Origin of the sequence: Sphingomonas sp. T1 (genome assembly GCF_902506585.1) — a bacterium.
Classification (GTDB): Bacteria; Pseudomonadota; Alphaproteobacteria; order Sphingomonadales; family Sphingomonadaceae; genus Sphingomonas; species Sphingomonas aerolata.
In genome coordinates, this window is the sequence record NZ_LR733875.1 from 3,110,220 (window position 1) to 3,125,607 (window position 15,388).

Annotated in this window: 12 protein-coding genes and 1 riboswitch; of the genes, 3 read left to right on the plus strand and 9 right to left on the minus strand. The window is 68.1% G+C overall.

The window, feature by feature from the left end; all coding sequences use genetic code 11:
- Positions 1-6: 6 nt before the first annotated feature.
- From GV027_RS14180 to GV027_RS14210, 7 genes are all read right to left on the minus strand, one after another.
- Entirely contained in the window at positions 7-894 is an 888-nt protein-coding gene (locus tag GV027_RS14180) for a CpsD/CapB family tyrosine-protein kinase (RefSeq protein ID WP_159512273.1), read from the minus strand.
- Entirely contained in the window at positions 891-2,264 is a 1,374-nt protein-coding gene (locus GV027_RS14185) for a GNVR domain-containing protein (protein ID WP_159512274.1), read from the minus strand. The genes GV027_RS14180 and GV027_RS14185 overlap by 4 nt, the downstream gene beginning before the upstream one ends.
- Positions 2,248-3,561 carry an ATP-binding protein gene (locus tag GV027_RS14190; protein WP_107930472.1) on the minus strand — a complete coding sequence of 438 codons (1,314 nt, stop codon included), beginning with the start codon at positions 3,559-3,561 and terminating at the stop codon, positions 2,248-2,250. Before GV027_RS14190 ends, GV027_RS14185 begins: the two co-directional genes overlap by 17 nt.
- Positions 3,562-3,667: 106 nt before the next feature.
- A complete protein-coding gene (locus GV027_RS14195; RefSeq protein WP_236559346.1) occupies positions 3,668-4,750 on the minus strand; it encodes a glycoside hydrolase family 5 protein in 1,083 nt (360 codons plus the stop codon).
- 280 nt (positions 4,751-5,030) lie between these two features.
- Complete coding sequence (locus GV027_RS14200; protein WP_159043454.1) at positions 5,031-5,849, minus strand: SLBB domain-containing protein; 819 nt, start codon at positions 5,847-5,849, stop codon at positions 5,031-5,033.
- A 10-nt stretch (positions 5,850-5,859) separates the two neighbouring features.
- Positions 5,860-7,104, minus strand: coding sequence for an outer membrane beta-barrel protein (locus tag GV027_RS14205; RefSeq protein WP_081874419.1), 1,245 nt, complete (start codon positions 7,102-7,104; stop codon positions 5,860-5,862).
- Between the two features lie 206 nt (positions 7,105-7,310).
- On the minus strand, positions 7,311-8,033 hold the full coding sequence (locus tag GV027_RS14210; RefSeq protein WP_051916620.1) for a FadR/GntR family transcriptional regulator: 723 nt from the start codon (positions 8,031-8,033) through the stop codon (positions 7,311-7,313).
- A gap of 164 nt (positions 8,034-8,197) precedes the next feature.
- A riboswitch (TPP riboswitch) is annotated at positions 8,198-8,286 on the plus strand.
- A gap of 70 nt (positions 8,287-8,356) precedes the next feature.
- Here GV027_RS14210 and GV027_RS14215 point away from each other — a divergent pair.
- From GV027_RS14215 to pnuC, 3 genes are read left to right on the plus strand one after another with little or no spacing between them, the layout of a single operon-like run.
- Positions 8,357-10,669 carry a TonB-dependent receptor domain-containing protein gene (locus tag GV027_RS14215; protein WP_159512936.1) on the plus strand — a complete coding sequence of 771 codons (2,313 nt, stop codon included), beginning with the start codon at positions 8,357-8,359 and terminating at the stop codon, positions 10,667-10,669.
- A 14-nt stretch (positions 10,670-10,683) separates the two neighbouring features.
- A complete protein-coding gene (locus GV027_RS14220) occupies positions 10,684-11,835 on the plus strand; it encodes a phosphotransferase enzyme family protein (protein WP_236559236.1) in 1,152 nt (383 codons plus the stop codon).
- The gene (gene pnuC, locus GV027_RS14225) at positions 11,832-12,449 is read left to right on the plus strand and encodes a nicotinamide riboside transporter PnuC (RefSeq protein WP_159512275.1); all 618 of its coding nucleotides are present in this window, start codon (positions 11,832-11,834) and stop codon (positions 12,447-12,449) included. The genes GV027_RS14220 and pnuC overlap by 4 nt, the downstream gene beginning before the upstream one ends.
- Here pnuC and GV027_RS14230 read toward each other — a convergent pair.
- Positions 12,380-13,558: a copper resistance protein B gene (locus GV027_RS14230; RefSeq protein WP_159512276.1), complete on the minus strand. Its 1,179-nt coding sequence runs from the start codon at positions 13,556-13,558 to the stop codon at positions 12,380-12,382. The genes pnuC and GV027_RS14230 overlap by 70 nt on opposite strands.
- On the minus strand, positions 13,555-15,348 hold the full coding sequence (locus tag GV027_RS14235; RefSeq protein WP_159512277.1) for a copper resistance system multicopper oxidase: 1,794 nt from the start codon (positions 15,346-15,348) through the stop codon (positions 13,555-13,557). The genes GV027_RS14230 and GV027_RS14235 overlap by 4 nt, the downstream gene beginning before the upstream one ends.
- Between the last annotated feature and the right edge of the window lie 40 nt (positions 15,349-15,388).

Consider the following 15,388-nt stretch of genomic DNA (forward strand, 5'->3'; position numbering starts at 1 on the left):
CCATGCTCAATCGATCAGGATCGAGCCGAGCACGGGGGTGGCATGCTCCTGCAGCACGGCCGCGGCGTTGCGCAGCGCGCGCGCATCCGACCGGTTGCGGCGCGCGACGATGATCGCCGCGTCGAGCCCGAAACAGGCCTCGAGCTGTGTCGCGCTGGCGGGGCCGGCATCGAAGATGACCAGCCCATAATGGTCGCGCAGCGGATCGAGCGTGTTGGCGAGACGCTGCCGGTCGAAGAGTTCGGACGCGTTGGGGACGCTAGGACCCGCCGACAGCAGCGACAGGCCGGGGATCGCGGTGGTCTGGGCGATCGCCTCGACGCGGCCGCCCGACGACAGCAGCGTCGACAGACCGGTGCGGTTGGGCAGGCGGAAGAGCCCGTGCTGACGCGGTGCGCCGATGCCGCCATCGACCAGCAGCGTCGAATAGCCGGCCTGGGCGCACGCGACCGCGAGATTGGCGGTGAGCACGGTGGTATGCAGCGTTTCGTCGTCGATCCCGATCATCGCGATCCCCTGAAGCGGAGAGCCGTCGGGACGGACGTCGCGCGTCACGATCGCGCGAATGTCGCGCGCGGTGACCGCGATGGGATCGTCGGGCGCGAATGCTGCGACGACGAGCGGATCGACGCGCTCATCGCCCTCGGCAAGAACCGTGAAGCCCTGTTGCAGCTCGATCGCGCGGCGCACCTGCTCCTCGGTCGCAAAGCCGAGCTGGACCGCCGCCTCGCCGAACAACAGCCCGGTTTCAGCCTGGCGATGCTCGATCTGGCGATGCGCCTCGGGCGACAGCGACAGCAATTTGCCCAGAAGCTGCCGCTGGCTGGGCGCTTCGGCGCCCGGCGCGACCGCGGGACGAACGACATTTGCCGTTTCGCTCGAACGAAGCCTCATGACGTCTGCCTTCCACCCAGCAGCGACGCGACGCGCGACTGCGAAAACGATACCGAGCCCAGCACGGGCACACCCATGGCCGTCGCTGCGCCACTCGACGTCCGCACCCGCGGCCGCCACAGTTCGAGCGCCAGCGCCGTCCCCGCCGCGAGCATCCCGCCCAGCACGAGGCCGAGCGCCAACCGCATCGGCACGTTGGGCGAGGAGGGGAACATCGGCGGCTGCGCGACGTCGAGCTGGACGACGTTGGTCGACGGCGCCTCGCTCTGCAGCCGCATCGTGCCCAGACGCTGGGTCACGGTATCATAGGCCGCACGGGCCGAATCGACGTCGCGCTGGAGCACGTCGAGTTCGGCGCGGTCGCCCGCGAGCGACAGCATCTTGCCGCGCTGCTGGTTCAGCAGGGCGCGCATCTGGCTTTCCTTGCTGCTTGCCGCACCGCTGGCGACGCGCACCGCATTGGTGCTCGTCCCGGTCTCGACCGCGAGCCGGCGACGCAGCGCCGACAGTTCCGCCTCGGCAGCCTGACGCTGCGGGTGGTTCGGACCGAGATCCGCGCTGAGCTGTGCGACTTCGGCCGTCTTGGCCGAGATCTGCGTGCGCAGACCCTGGACGACGCCGGCCGACTGCACGTCGAGTCCGGTGCTGCCGCCGCCCGCCCGCGCGCCGGCATCCGCCGCCGCCGCTTCGGCCGCGGTCAGCTGGCCGGACAATTCGGTCAGGCGGGCGGCGTCAGTGTTGTTGGTCGTCGTGTCGACGATCCCGGTGCGACGCTGGAACGCGGTGAGCCGGCCCTGTGCCTGCTCAAGCGCGGTGCGGACCTCGCGCGTGCGATCCTCGAACCAGCGCGAATAGGTGCGGGCGGGATCGGTCTGCAGTTGCAGGCGCGCATCTAGGTAGCTGGTGGCAAAGCCATTGGCGACCTGGGCCGAGAATTGCGGATCGGCCGATTTGAAGCGGATCGCGAGCACGCGCGAGGTCCGGCCCGGTATGACCTCGAGCCCGCCGAGCAGCTGACGACCATACCAGGCGTTGACGTCGCCGGTGCCACCGGTGCGCGCACGCCACTGGTCAGCAACCTGCGGGTTGGCGGCAAGCTTCAGGTCGCGGACGACCGCGGCGGCGATCGCCTCGCTCTGCAGGACGTCGGCCTGGGTCGCGACGAGCGCGGCCACGCCATCCTGCGGCGCCGCCTCGTCGGTAACCGACTGGGCCGGGCCGCCGTCGAACAGCAGCGAGGACTGCGCGACATAGGTCTTGGGCGTGACGGCCGTCCAGAGTGCGACCAGCACGACGATCAGCAGAATGATCGCCAGCTCGATACGCCAGCGCGCCTTGAGCGACGCGATCAGATCAGCGGGTATTAGCAAGGTTGCTCTCCTGCGGTGCGCCAAGCCGGGCCGCCGTGGTGGAAACAGGGGTCGTCATCAACAGCGCGATCAGCATCTGCGGCGCGGTACTGTCACGGAAATACACGCCATCGTGTTCGCCGTCATTGCCCCGTTCGCGGACCAATGCGGGGTCTAGCATCGAAATGGCACGATCATATCGATCGGTATCAAGCAAAACGACGTCCATTGTCGCGGCGGCGCGGGCCAAAGCCTCGAGCGCATCGCGCTGTTCGAGCGTGCAGCCGAGCACGACCTTCGCGAACAGCCGTGCATCGGGCTCGTTCATCTGCGCCCAGTGGCTGAACGCATCGACAAAGCCGGTGCGGGTATGCGCCTTAGTAACGATATCCGCGTCGCTGCTGACAGCGGCGAGCGACGAATGCCCGGCCAGCATACGCAGGTGATAGGGCGAGCCACAGGCGGCATCGGCGATCATCGCGCGCGCATCGGTATCGAAGCGGACGCCGGTATTGGCCTCGCCGCGTGCGATCAGCGCGTCGACGCTGTCGGCGCCGATCCGGCCCAGCGACACGATCCGCATGTGCCGGCGCAGCGACGGGTGGCCAGCGACGACGTCGGACACGGTCCGCGCGATCCCAACCAGCACGAACAGCACCGGCACGAGCGCGTCGGACAGCAGCTTCATCGCCGCGGCGACGTCGCTCTTCACGCTCGCATCCTCGATCCGGTCGAACTCGTCGAAGATCAGGATCGTCGGCGCGGTCACGCGGTCTGCCACCAGATCGACGAACGCCCGCGGGCCGAAATTCTCCGGCATTTGTTCGAGCTTCTGCGCAAAGGCGCGCTGCCCGCCCGGTGCGAAGGCTGCGGGCGGGAGCGCGTCGAGATAGAGCCGGATGATGTCGGCGAAGGTCGCATGCGGTTCGCACGCGAAATAGAGCACGACGGCGCCCGATTCATCCGCATGCTCACCGAGCACGCGCACCAGCGACGTCTTGCCCGAGCCGCGCGCACCGTGGATCACCGCATGCTGGTGAAAGTCGAGCGTCGCGGCGAGCAGATGGTCGAGCTCGACCGCGCGTCCGAACAGCTCGCCGCGGGTCCGCACCGGGCGTGCGGCATCGAACGTGTCTGCGATCCGGCGCCGGTCGCCGATCAGCCGCGTCGCGGTGCTTGCCGGGGCAGGATCCGCGGGCAGGTCGACGACCGGCGCGGCGGGCGGGGTGTAGCGATGCGTCAGCTCGATCACGGGGGGCTCGGCCCATCCGCGGCCGTCCAGCCAGCGCGTCAGCGATGCAATCCATGACTTCAACATAATTCTTGTATCTGCCTTGCCGATCCGGGGAGCGGGTACGCGACGTTGCTGCAACGCACAATAGGATTGCCGTACGGCTCCACGGGGCCACTATACCCTGTGATCATTAAGATTTGTGCCGTATCAGGATAGACATTTGCGGTTTGTCCCCGGTCTTGTCGGGTTGCACGCTGTACATATACGGCCCCCACAGGGCGCCGCCTGCCCAATAGGTCCAACCGAGCCAGACGTCTGAGCCCGCGTCAAGTGTGACGAGCACCGCATCGAGCGCGGCGAGGCAGTTCGGGTCGCTGCTCGCGCCGAATTCGCCGAGAAATCCCCGTGCCTTGTTGGCGCGCAGCCAGGCGGTGGCCGAGTCGAATGCCTGTGCGGCGGCCTTTGGCGACACGCATTCCGGATGCGTTCCCGAGGAGTCGGCATCCGGATATTGGTGCATCTCGAACGCCATGTTGTTCGCCGGGTCGACGAGCGTTTTCAACGCCTCGCCGTTCGAGTCGCTGCCTTTCGTCCAGGAATGAGCACCCGACCAGTTCGTTCCCGGGACGAGCACCAGATTGCGCGCGCCCGTCGCGCGGATCGCCTGTAACGACGCCTCCGCAATCGGTCGCCACGCCGTGGCGGAGAGGCCATTGGGTTCGTTCATCACGCCGAACGCGATGCGCTGATCCCCGGCATAATGGCGGGCGAGGCGGGTCCAGAGGTCGGCGAGCATGGCGCCGCGCGGGTCGATCTGGTCGAGCCGTTGTCCCCGGTATTTGGCGTAATTGTGCACGTCGAGGATGATCAGGCCGAACCCGCCGAGCCCCGCGATCGATTCGTCGAGCCGTGCGAGTTCCGCGGCGTCGATCGGGGCATTGGGCCGCGGTTGCAGCCGTTCCCAGAGAACGGGCACGCGGATCGCGTTCATGCCCGCGGCGACGAAGGGCGCGGTCTCCTGTGGCTTGGGGTAGAAATAGTCGAAGCCGTAGCGCCCGGGAATGCGCTTGGAGGCAAAGCCGCCCGTCGCGATGTTGACGCCGGTATAGCGCGGATGCGCAGGCTTGCGCGGCCCAGTCGCGGAGGGGGCATCGGCGGCGGGATCGAGCGTGATCGGCAGACCGGTTCGCGCGGGCGCAATCATGACCGCAACGCCAGCCGTCGCGACCAGCGCAGCGCCCCCCAGCGCGATGAACAGGCCGTTATGTCGCATCGGCACGCCCATCACCCAAGCCGGTGACCCGTGCAAGCGTCACTCGACCAACGCCGGGGGAATCGCGACGGCTGGCCCGGGTAGCGAGGTGCGCCGGCGCCGGCGGCGACGGACGTGGCGGGGCAGTAGGGCATGAAAAAAGGCGCCCCGTTGCCGGCGCGCCCTCTTCTCAGGCCGTGGCCGCAGACGTCAGGCTGTTGCGAAACGGACCTGGCGACGACGAACGCGCAGGGCACCGCATGAAACGAGACATCCCGGCCACCGGAATCCGATCACTGATTCAGAGCCATTTTTCATTGATGAAGACCGAGTCCTCGGCCTTCAGTTCGCCGTCGAGATCGACCTTCTTCAACTTCTCACCATCGCGGAAGATCGTGACGTTCCGCGTCGATCCGGCAAGCGTCGGACCACCGGCGCGAGCCAGTGCCTGGCGAACCGTCATCCCGGTCTTCAAGGGGAAGGATCCGGGCGAATTCACCTGACCGTAGATATAGACCACAGGCGCGACCGGAACGAAGAGCGTGTCCTTCGCCTCGAGCAGCGTCGCCGCGCTCCATTCGCCGCTGAGGTCCGAGAGGAGGATGCGGTGTTCGACCGGGTCGCCGTCGCGCTTCAGGATTGCAAAGTCCGCGCTTGTTCCACGCGTGCCGCCCGCGCGGGCGAGCGTCATGCCGACGGTCAGCTGCAGATCGAGCGGATAGATGCCGGGAGTTCCGACCTCGCCGAACACGGTCACCGAACTGCTGACGAACTGCGTGACCTCGACATTGACGACGGGCTTGACGAAATAGCCGCCGCTTCGCAGCCGGGCGGCGATGTCCGCGGCCAGTTCCCGCGCGGTCTGGTTGCGCACCTGGACCGCGCCGAGGAACGGCAGGGTGATCGTGCCGTCGTTTTTGACGCGCGTCTTGACCACCTGACCCGGACCCTGGCCGAAAATCGTCACCTCGACCTCGTCATTGGGGGCCAGCCGATACCCGTCGTTGGGCACGGCACCGGTCGACGCAGGCGTGGGGGGCGCGGTTGGTACCTGCGCCCCGGCGGCCGCAGCGGCCATGAGCAACGGCAGAACAAGCGAATGCGCCATGCGGATCTTCATCATCATCCCCTTAGAAACGGGCCGTGACACCCGCCGATGCGGATGTGGCCGTATAGTCGTAAATCGCATTGTCAGCCGTGCGGCGCTGGTGAGCGACGTTCAGGCTGAGCCGTAGCGACCGGTGAAAATCGAATGCATAGCTTCCGCCGACGACGTTCAGCCTGTCCTTGCCGCGTGGTGGCTGAAGCGTGAGCGCCAGATCCTCGCCGCGCGGGTCGCGTCGCGCGCGCTGGGCGAACAGCGTGGCGGTGCTACGCGCCGAGAGCAGATAGGACACGTTGAGATTATAGCTGTCGGCGATGATATAGGTCGCGCCAAACGAGCTCTGATTCTGCACCGCACGGCGGCCGGAGCCGACGATCGTGAACCGGGGCACCGGGCGTATCGTCACCTGCGCGTCGAACGACGGGCCGCTGAAGGACGGCACGGCCGCGCGCTTGGGGTCGGCATGCGTGATGCCGCCGCCAAGCCGGAAGCTGACGCGCGGCGCGACCGAACGTTCGAAGACCAGCTGGACGTCGGTGATCATCGTCGAATCGTCGATCCCGGTCAGATCCTCGATACCCGGGCGCGCGATCTTCGCAACCGAGCCAATGAGCTGCAGCGTACCGAGGCTGGGCCGCCCATAGCCGATCCCCGCGCGTAGCGCCGACTGGTTCGTGTCCAGAACCTTGCGGCTGCTGTTGGTGAGCGACACGCGGTTGACACCCACCGCGGGAAAGAACCCCGCCGCGGCGCGGCAGCTCGCGCCGACGTCATAGACCTGGCGCAGGAAGCTCTCGGTCACCACGGTGTTGGTGTCGCCGAGATCGAACTGTGCGCGTTCGAGCGCCGCGCTGCCGGTCACGCTGCAGGGCGCGCCGACCGGGGTCGTCACGCTCGAGGTGAGGTTGATCCGCTCGCGATCGAGGCCGCTGAACCGGGTGTTGAAATCATAGCCGACCGTGCCGCCGGCGGTGACGCGGGTGCGTCCGAAGATGCGGTTCAGATCGACCGCCAGCGCCGGCGAAACGCGGATATTGTCGCGCGGCCCGCTCCCGCGCGCGTCGTTGAGACGCAGCACGTTGCTGTCATAGACACTGGTGATCACCGGCACGACACGAAACCGGTCGACATTGCCCGCGACGGGCACGCTGACGGGTGTGTTGACGTTGACCGTCTGTGCCTGCGCACCGCTCACCAAACCGCCAGTCATCGCCGCCGCGAGCGCGACCTTGCCGATCCGTGCAGTTCGCTCGTCTCGAGCCCTTCGCATTGTTTCCCGTCATGTTTTCAATTGCTACCCGCATGATGCGCGGTCGCATTTGTCCTTCGAGCTATTCCGGCGCTTGTCAAATCTCGACTCGCGGCACCGGGCCCAAGGGCACCGCGTCTCGATAAGTGAAAAGCGCGATCAGGTCGAGTGACGGCGTCGCACGGTGCTGTCCCTTGATCGTACACCGGGTCGCGACGATTCGGGTGTCAGGCCTCGGCGATCAGGCTGAGAACGTCGCCGATCAGGCGTCGCATCGCGTCGCGCGCACCATCGGCATCGCGCGCGGCGATCGCGACGGCGACCGCGGCATGGTCGGCGATGTTCGCGCTGCGCCCCTTGATCCGGTTGGTGAAGCGGATCGAGGTGCGAAGCGCGGTTTCGACCACCGACTGGAACTGTGCGTAGAAGGGATTGCGCGACGCGCGCAGGACGGCGACGTGGAACGCGATGTCCGCGTCGAGCGGATCGTCATAGCTGCGCTCCGCAGCGGCCATCCGCGCCAGCCCCGCCTCGATCGCGACCATGTCCTGTTCGGTGTGGTACAGCGCCGCGAGCGCCGCCGCTTCGGGTTCGATCCCGATCCGCAGCTGGTTGAACTGCTGCAGCAGTTCGACCGAGAATTTGCGGTCGAGCAGCCAGCGCAGCACATCGGTGTCGAACAGGTTCCAGCTGCTCGCTGGCTGCACGATCGTGCCCTGTCGCGGGCGCGCGCTGACCAGTCCCTTGGCGGTGAGCATCTTGACCGCCTCACGGGTGACCGATCGACTGACGCCATGCGCCACCGCGATCTCCGCCTCGGTCGGGAAGGGCCGATCCGTATATTGGCCGGTCACGATGGCCTTGCCGAGCAGGTCGAGCATGCCATGCGTAAGGTTCCGTCCCAGATCCCGATTCTCCAGGGCAACGACGTCGGTCAGCACACGCTCCATAAAGCCTGTGTGGCGCAAACCGGTCCGGCTGTCACCCACTGCAAGCGTCTGGGCGGGGTGGATTGTCATATAATTCTGCCGCGCGTGTGCCGGGACGGCGCTGCGGACGGGCAAACGGGCAATAACGCTATCGCCGGAGGACCGAACCGCCTAGACGGCGCGCTCCCCGGGGGGCCGCTGACGCGCGGCTGAGAGGTGGGCTGCAGCCCATGACCCGCTGAACCTGATCCGGTTGATACCGGCGTAGGGAGGGCTGGCGGCGCGTCCGTCGTCCCTCCGTGTGGAGTGGACGCAAGACCGTGATGATCCTTCGATTTGACCTGATGGCGGGCCGGCCGCCCCGTGTTGCATGCAGTGCGCTGGCAGTGGCACTTGGTGCTGTGGTGGCCTTCGCCCCCGCCGGCGCGCAGACGCAGGCGGATTCGCGGGACGGCGCCGACCCGGTCGATATCCGCGTCGTCGGCCTTCTCGATCCCGAAGGGCTGCTCCCCGACCAGACGGTGCCCAAGTCCGAGAGCGCGATCGCCGCGGCGTTCATCACCAAGCAGGCGCCGACGCTCAACGCGTTCCAGCTGGTCAACCTGCTGCCCGGCGCGACCGTCGCGTCGAGCGATCCGTATGGCCTGTCGACCAGTTCGAGCCTGACGTTGCGCGGGCTGGGGCAGGACGAGATCGGTGTGACGATGGAGGGCGCGCCGCAGAACGACATCGGCTATTATTATGCCTATCCCTCGCAGTTCGCCGATACCGAGAATCTGCAGCGGATCGCGCTGGCGCAGGGCGCGGTCGATATCGCGTCGCCGACGCTGGGTGGTGCGGGCGGGTCGCTGTCGCTCTGGCTCGACGATCCGAGTGCGGCGCCGCGCGGGCTCGTCGACCTGTCGATCGGATCCTATGCGGCGCGCCGCGGCTTCGTCCGGCTCGATACCGGGCGGATCGGCCAGACGGGGTTGCGGGCCTTCGTCTCCTATTCGAACACGCGCGCGAACAACTGGCGCGGTGCCGGCCATGACACGCGCCAGCATGTCGATGCCAAGCTGCTCGGCGAATGGGGGAATGGCAATCGCGCGAGCCTGGCGCTGTCGTTCAACGATGCGAACTCGTCGACCTATCGCAGCCCGACGCTCGCCGAATGGCGCGCGCAGGGACGCGATTTCAACTTCGATGCGCGGTACAGCGCGGGCAACACCAATTACTGGCGGCTCTACCGCGCGCCGTTCCGCAACCTCTATGCGTCGGCGCCGGTGCATCTGGCTCTGGGCGCGGGGGTGACGCTCGACAGCACCAGCTATCTGCAGTTCGGCTACGGTAATTCGCCCTATGGAACGCAGCTCGGCACGACCGGCAATTTCCTCGGCATCGAGCCGCTCGCCGATCCGATCGCGCTGCCGGGCGCGGTCGACGGGGTCGCGACGGTGCTGGGCAATTACACCGGCGACCAGCGCCGCGTGGGCACGGTCAACACGCTGACGATCGAGCGCGGCATCCACCGGCTGACCGCGGGGCTGTGGTTCGATCACGGCACCGATCGCGTCGTCCAGTCCTACACCGCGGTCGGTGCCGACGGCGAACCGGCCGATCGCTGGGGCTATCGCGCAAAGGCGATCCGGACCGCGGACGGCCGGCTGCTCGCCTATGAGAACCAGCGGACCGTGACGGTGACCAAGGCGGCGTTCCTGGCCGACCACGTCACGCTGACCCCGCGTCTTGCGGTCGATATCGGGTTCAAGGGCGTCAATGTGCTTCGCAGCGGGCGCAATTACCTGCCCGGGCCGCAGGACCGCGTCCGCCTCGACAGCTTCGCCGCGCTGCCGCGGGCGGCGGTGCATTACGAGATCGACGACCGGCAGCAGCTGTTCGCCAACATCACCACCAATTTCCGCACGCCGAACGAGTTCACGCTCTACGACAGCTATGCGGGCGGTGCGCTGGTCAGCGCGGGGACGACCGCGCTGAAGAACGAATATGCGGTCTCGCAGGAGCTGGGCTATCGCTATATCGGGCCATCGCTGTCCGCATCGGTGACGGGGTTCCATTATGATTTCCGGAACCGCCAGCTGGCGACGGTCATCACCAGCGGCGGCGCGCTGGTCAATTCGACGCTGAATGCCGGGGGGCAGAGCTCCTACGGGATCGATGCCGAGATCGACTACCGCCCGGCGCGCGGCGTAAGCGTCTATGTCTCGGGCGAATATCTGCGCGCGCGGGTCAGCGACGACCTGCCGGTCGGCGACGACTTTCTGCCGACCCGCGGCCGGCATGCGGTCTCGAGCCCGACCGTCCAGGTCGGTGGCGGCGGGACCTATGACGACGGACGGCTGTTCGGCAGTGTCGCGGTGAAATATGTCGGGCGGCAATATGCGACCTTCGTCAATGACGAGAGCATCAAGGGCTATGCGACGCTCGACCTGTCGGTCGGCGTGCATCTGGCGTCGATGCTCGACGGCAAGCGGACCGACCTGCGGCTGAACGCGATCAACGTGACCAATCCGCGCGTGCTGGCGGGCGTGCAGTCGGTCTCGACCAATGCGCGTGACGTGATCGGGCGCGGCGGGACGCTGATCGCGGGATCTGCGCCGACCTATTATGTCGGAAGTGGTGCGGCCGTCATGGCGACCATCTCGCGCGGCCTGTGACCGGAGCGTGCGCGATGATCGGCGCGGGCTCGCCGGCGGCGCATCTGGTCCACGGGATGGGCACCGACATGGCCGCGCCGAGCTGGCCGGCGATCACCGCCGAGGAAGCCGCGACCGTGGCCGCGCAGTTTCCGGCCGCCGGTCCGCTCGAGCGCGTGCACTGGCATTCGCCGCGGCCCTTCTCCGCGGCGGCGCTGATCGAGGCCGGGCAGGGGATGTTCCTGCTCAAGCGGCACCACCGCCGGATGCGGACGCCCGATCAGCTCGGCGCGGAACACCGGTTCATCGCGCACCTGCGCCCGCACATTACGGTGCCCGAGGTCATGACGCTCGCCGCCAGCGATAGCGGCGCGCTGGCCCGCGGCGACTGGACCTATGAATTGCATCGCAAGGCCGCCGGCGTCGACCTGTATCGCGACCGGCCGTCCTGGACGCCGTTCCTGTCACTGGCGCAGGCGCGGGCGGCGGGCGTGGCGCTGGCCCGGCTGCACCGCGCGTCGCAGGGGTTCGATGCGCCGCCGCGACCGCCGCAACCGCTGGTCGCCAGCTTCACCATCCTGCCCGATCCCGATCCGATCGCGGCGGCGGAACGCTATGTCGCGGCGCGGCCGGCGCTCGCCGCGTTCCTCGCCCCGCGGCCGTGGCGGCGCGAGCTCGTGTCGCTGTTCAGCGCGCTCGGCGACGGCTTGCAGCCACGGCTCGCCGCGCAGCCAGCCTTGTGGACGCATAATGACTGGCATCCCTCCAACCTGCTCTGGGAGGAGGAGGACGTGCGGACCGTCATCGATTTCGGGCTGGCGGACCGGACCTGCGCGCTGCACGACCTGGCGATCGCGATCGAACGCAGCGGTGTCGCCTGGCTGGCGCTCGGGCAGGGCGAGGATGCCGCGATCAGCCAGCCCGAGGCGGCGTGCGCGCTGCTGGCTGGCTATGCGGCGACCACCGCGTTCGGTGCGGAGGACCGGGCGACGCTCGTCCGGCTGCTGCCGCTGGTGCATCTCGAATTCGCCTTGTCGGAGGTCGCGTATTTCGCAGGGGTGCTCGGCGACATGAGCGCGGCGGCGCTGGCCTGGGACGGCTATCTGATCGGCCATGCGGCGTGGTTCCTGTCCGAACCGGGGCAGGCGTTCCTCCGCCGGATCGCCGATGCGGAGCACGGCGCGTGACGATGCTCGAGATCGCCGCGGTCGCGGTCAGTTTCCTCGGCATCTGGCTGACCGCGGTGCGGCGGCTGTGGTGCTGGCCGGTCAACCTGCTGGCCTGTGCGCTGTACTTCAAGCTGTTCCTCGACGTGCGGCTCTATGCGGACATGATGCTGCAGGCGGTGTTCGCGGGTGCGCTGCTCTATGGGTGGCGCAACTGGACGCGCGGGCGGCAGGATGCGGGCGACGTCGCTGTCGTGCCGCTACGGCCGATCCCCGCGCTGGCGGGGCTCGGCGCGGGTGCGGGTGCCGCGATGGCGATCGGCTTTGTCATGAGCCGCTATACCGACGCGGCGCTGCCCTGGATCGATGCGACGCTGAGCAGCTTCAGTCTGGTCGCGCAATATTGGACCGCGCGGCGGCACAGTGCGAGCTGGCTGCTGTGGATCGTCGTCGACATCGTCTATGTCGGGATGTTCGTCGTGAAGGGCCTGATGCTGACCGCGGGGCTCTATGCGGCGATGATCCTGCTCGCGCTGCTGGGCTATCGACAGTGGCAGGCGGCGCGTCAGAACCAGGCGCGCACCCCGAGCGCGAGCGAGACGCCGCCGGTCGTATCGCCATCGCTGCGCGCATAACGCGCGGTGGCACCATAGCGCCGCTCCCAGGACAGCCCGACATAGGGCGCGAATTCGCGGCGGATCTCGTAGCGCAGCCGCACGCCGAGTTCCGCCGTCGATAGCCCCGCGCCGATCCGGCTGCCGGGCATGTCCTGCGCGGCGAGGTTCAGCTCGACACGCGGCTGGAGGATCGCGCGCTGGGTGATGCGCTGGTCGTACCAGGCCTCCGCACGCGCCAGCACGTCGCCCTTGTCGGACAAGAACAGCGTGCCCTCGACGTCGAACCAATAGGGCGCCAGACCCTCGACCCCAAGCGCGGCATAGGTCCGTTTGGCACCTGCGCCGAGATCCTGGCGGACGCCCGCCTGCAGGTTCCAGTACGGGTCGAGCGCGCGCGAATAGAGCGCCTGCACTTCGGCGGCCTCGACCCCGTCGCCGAAGCCACCCTCGCCCTCGGTCTTGACGACAAGGCGGTGGATGTCGCCGCCGAACCAGCCTGCGCCGTCCCAGCGATAGCCGTCGCGACCGTTGCGCACCTGCACCTCGGCGAGGTTGAAGAGGATCTGGCTGAACCGCATGCCGCCATGCTCGTCGCGCATCATCCGATTGGCCGTCGCCATCGTTGCGGAATCGTAGAAGCGCGCCGCCGCCAGCGTGGTCGGCGGCGCGGGGGGCGGTGCGTTGCCGGCGGGTTGGTCCGTGCCCGCCGGGGCGGCGGGACTGTCAGACGCGGCCGGGGTGCAATGGCCCATCGCGGCGTGTTCGGGCAGGCACGGGTCGGCGGCGGTCGGATTGGCTGGGGGTGGCGGGGCCGCGCCAGTCGCGACGGGTTGGCAGTGGCCCATTGCGGCATGCTCGACCGAGCAGGCGGCGGTCGGGGACATGTCCATCGCGGGCATCGCCGATGCAGCGGGCTTCGCAGCGCGCGCCCGCGCGGGCGTCGCCTTGCGTGCCGCGGGTTTTGCCGGGGCGGTCTTTTTGGGTGCCGGCCTTTTTGCTGCGGGCTTTTTGGGCGCGGGTTTGGCGGGCATCGCCATGCCGGGCATCTTCATTCCGTGCATCTCGTGCATCTGCGCCGCGGCGGGCGTGGCCGTGACGGTCGCGAGGAAGAGAGCGAGCGTCTTCATGCCGCTGCTCCCGCTTCGCTGTCGGGGCGGACGGTGACGACCTGCATCATGCCCGCGTGCATGTGGTAGAGCATGTGGCAATGGAACGCCCAGTCGCCGACCGCATCGGCGGTGAGGTCGAAGGTCGCGGTGCCGCCGGGGGCGACGTTGATCGTATGCTTGCGCGGCGCATGATCGCCGTGACCAGTCACCAGCTCGAAGAAATGGCCGTGCAGGTGAATTGGGTGCGCCATCATCGTGTCGTTGACCAGAGTCACGCGGACGCGTTCGCCCTGGCGGAACGGGATCGGCGCCTTCACCTCGTTCAGCTTCACGCCGTCGAACGCCCACATATAGCGTTCCATGTTGCCGGTCAGGTGGATCTGCAGCTGTCGCGTTGGCGCGCGCAGGTCGGGATTGCGCTCGAGCGCGACGAGATCGCGGTACACGAGCACCGTGTGGCCGGTGTTGCTCAGGCCCTGCGGCGGCTCGCCGGTGCGATCCATTGGCATCGGCGCGACGGTCTGCACGGTCGGCGTCTTCGGCAGGCCCGGCGCGTTGGCAAAGTCACGCATGCTGTGGCTCATGGCCGGCATCGGTGCATCGCCGGCGGGAGCCTTCACGGGCTTGTCCATGCCCGGCATCGCGCCGTGGTCCATCCCCGCCGTGCTGCCCATCGCGCCATGATCCATCGCGGCCATGTCGCCCATGCCCATGTCCTTCATGGTCGCGAGCGGGCGTTTGCGCAGTGCCGGGACCGCAGCGACCATCCCGATGCGCGGCGTCAGCGTGGCGCGCGCCATGCCCGACCGGTCCCAGGCCTCGGCGACGAGCGTGTGGGCGACGGGCGCGGCGGGTTCGACGATCACGTCATAGGTTTCGGCGACCGCGATCTGGAACTCGTCGACCGCGACCGGACGCACGTTCTGGCCATCGGCCTGCACGACGGTCATCTTCAGCCCGGGAATACGGACGTTGAAATTGGTCATCGCCGAGGCGTTGATGATGCGCAGGCGGACGCGCTCGCCGGGCGTGAACAGCGCGGTCCAGTTGTCTGCGGGGCCATGCCCGTTGACGAGATAGGTGTAGGTCGCGCCCGTGACGTCGGACACGTCGGTCGGGTCCATCCGCATCCCGCCCCACATCCGCCGTTCGCCCGCCGGCTGATCCCGGCCCGCGAGCAAGCCGCCAAGCGTCTGCTTCTGATAGTTGAAATAGCCGCCCTGGAGCTTCAGCTTGCGAAAGATGGCGTGCGGGTGAAGCGGGCTGTGATCCGACAGGACGATCACATGTTCGCGGTCGGACACGATCGGATCGGCGCCGGCGGGATCGATCACGATCGGGCCGTAATGCCCCATCTGCTCCTGCAGCCCCGAATGGCTGTGATACCAATAGGTCCCCGCCTGCACGACGGGGAAGTCGTAGGTGAAGGTGGTTCGCGCCGGGATGCCGGGAAAGCTGATCCCGGGCACGCCGTCCATCTGGAACGGCACGAGCAGCCCGTGCCAGTGGATCGACGTCTCCTCGTCGAGGCTGTTGGTCACCGACAGGCGGACCTGCTGCCCCTGTTTCAGCCGGATCAGCGGCGCGGGGCTGGTGCCGTTGATGCCGATCGCGTGGCTGCGCGTGCCGTCGATCGTCCGCGTCAGATGCGCCACGGTCAGCGCGATATCTGTGCCGGACAGCATCGGCAGCGGGGTCGCGATCCCGGCGGACACGGGCTGGGCCCAGGCGGGCAGCCAGGGCAGCGCAAGCGCGCCGCCGCCAAGCGTGGCGTCGCGGAGGAATTGGCGGCGGGTCGGTCGGGTCATGCGGATCCTCGGGCCGGGAGCGACCACGTCTGTCAGGTCA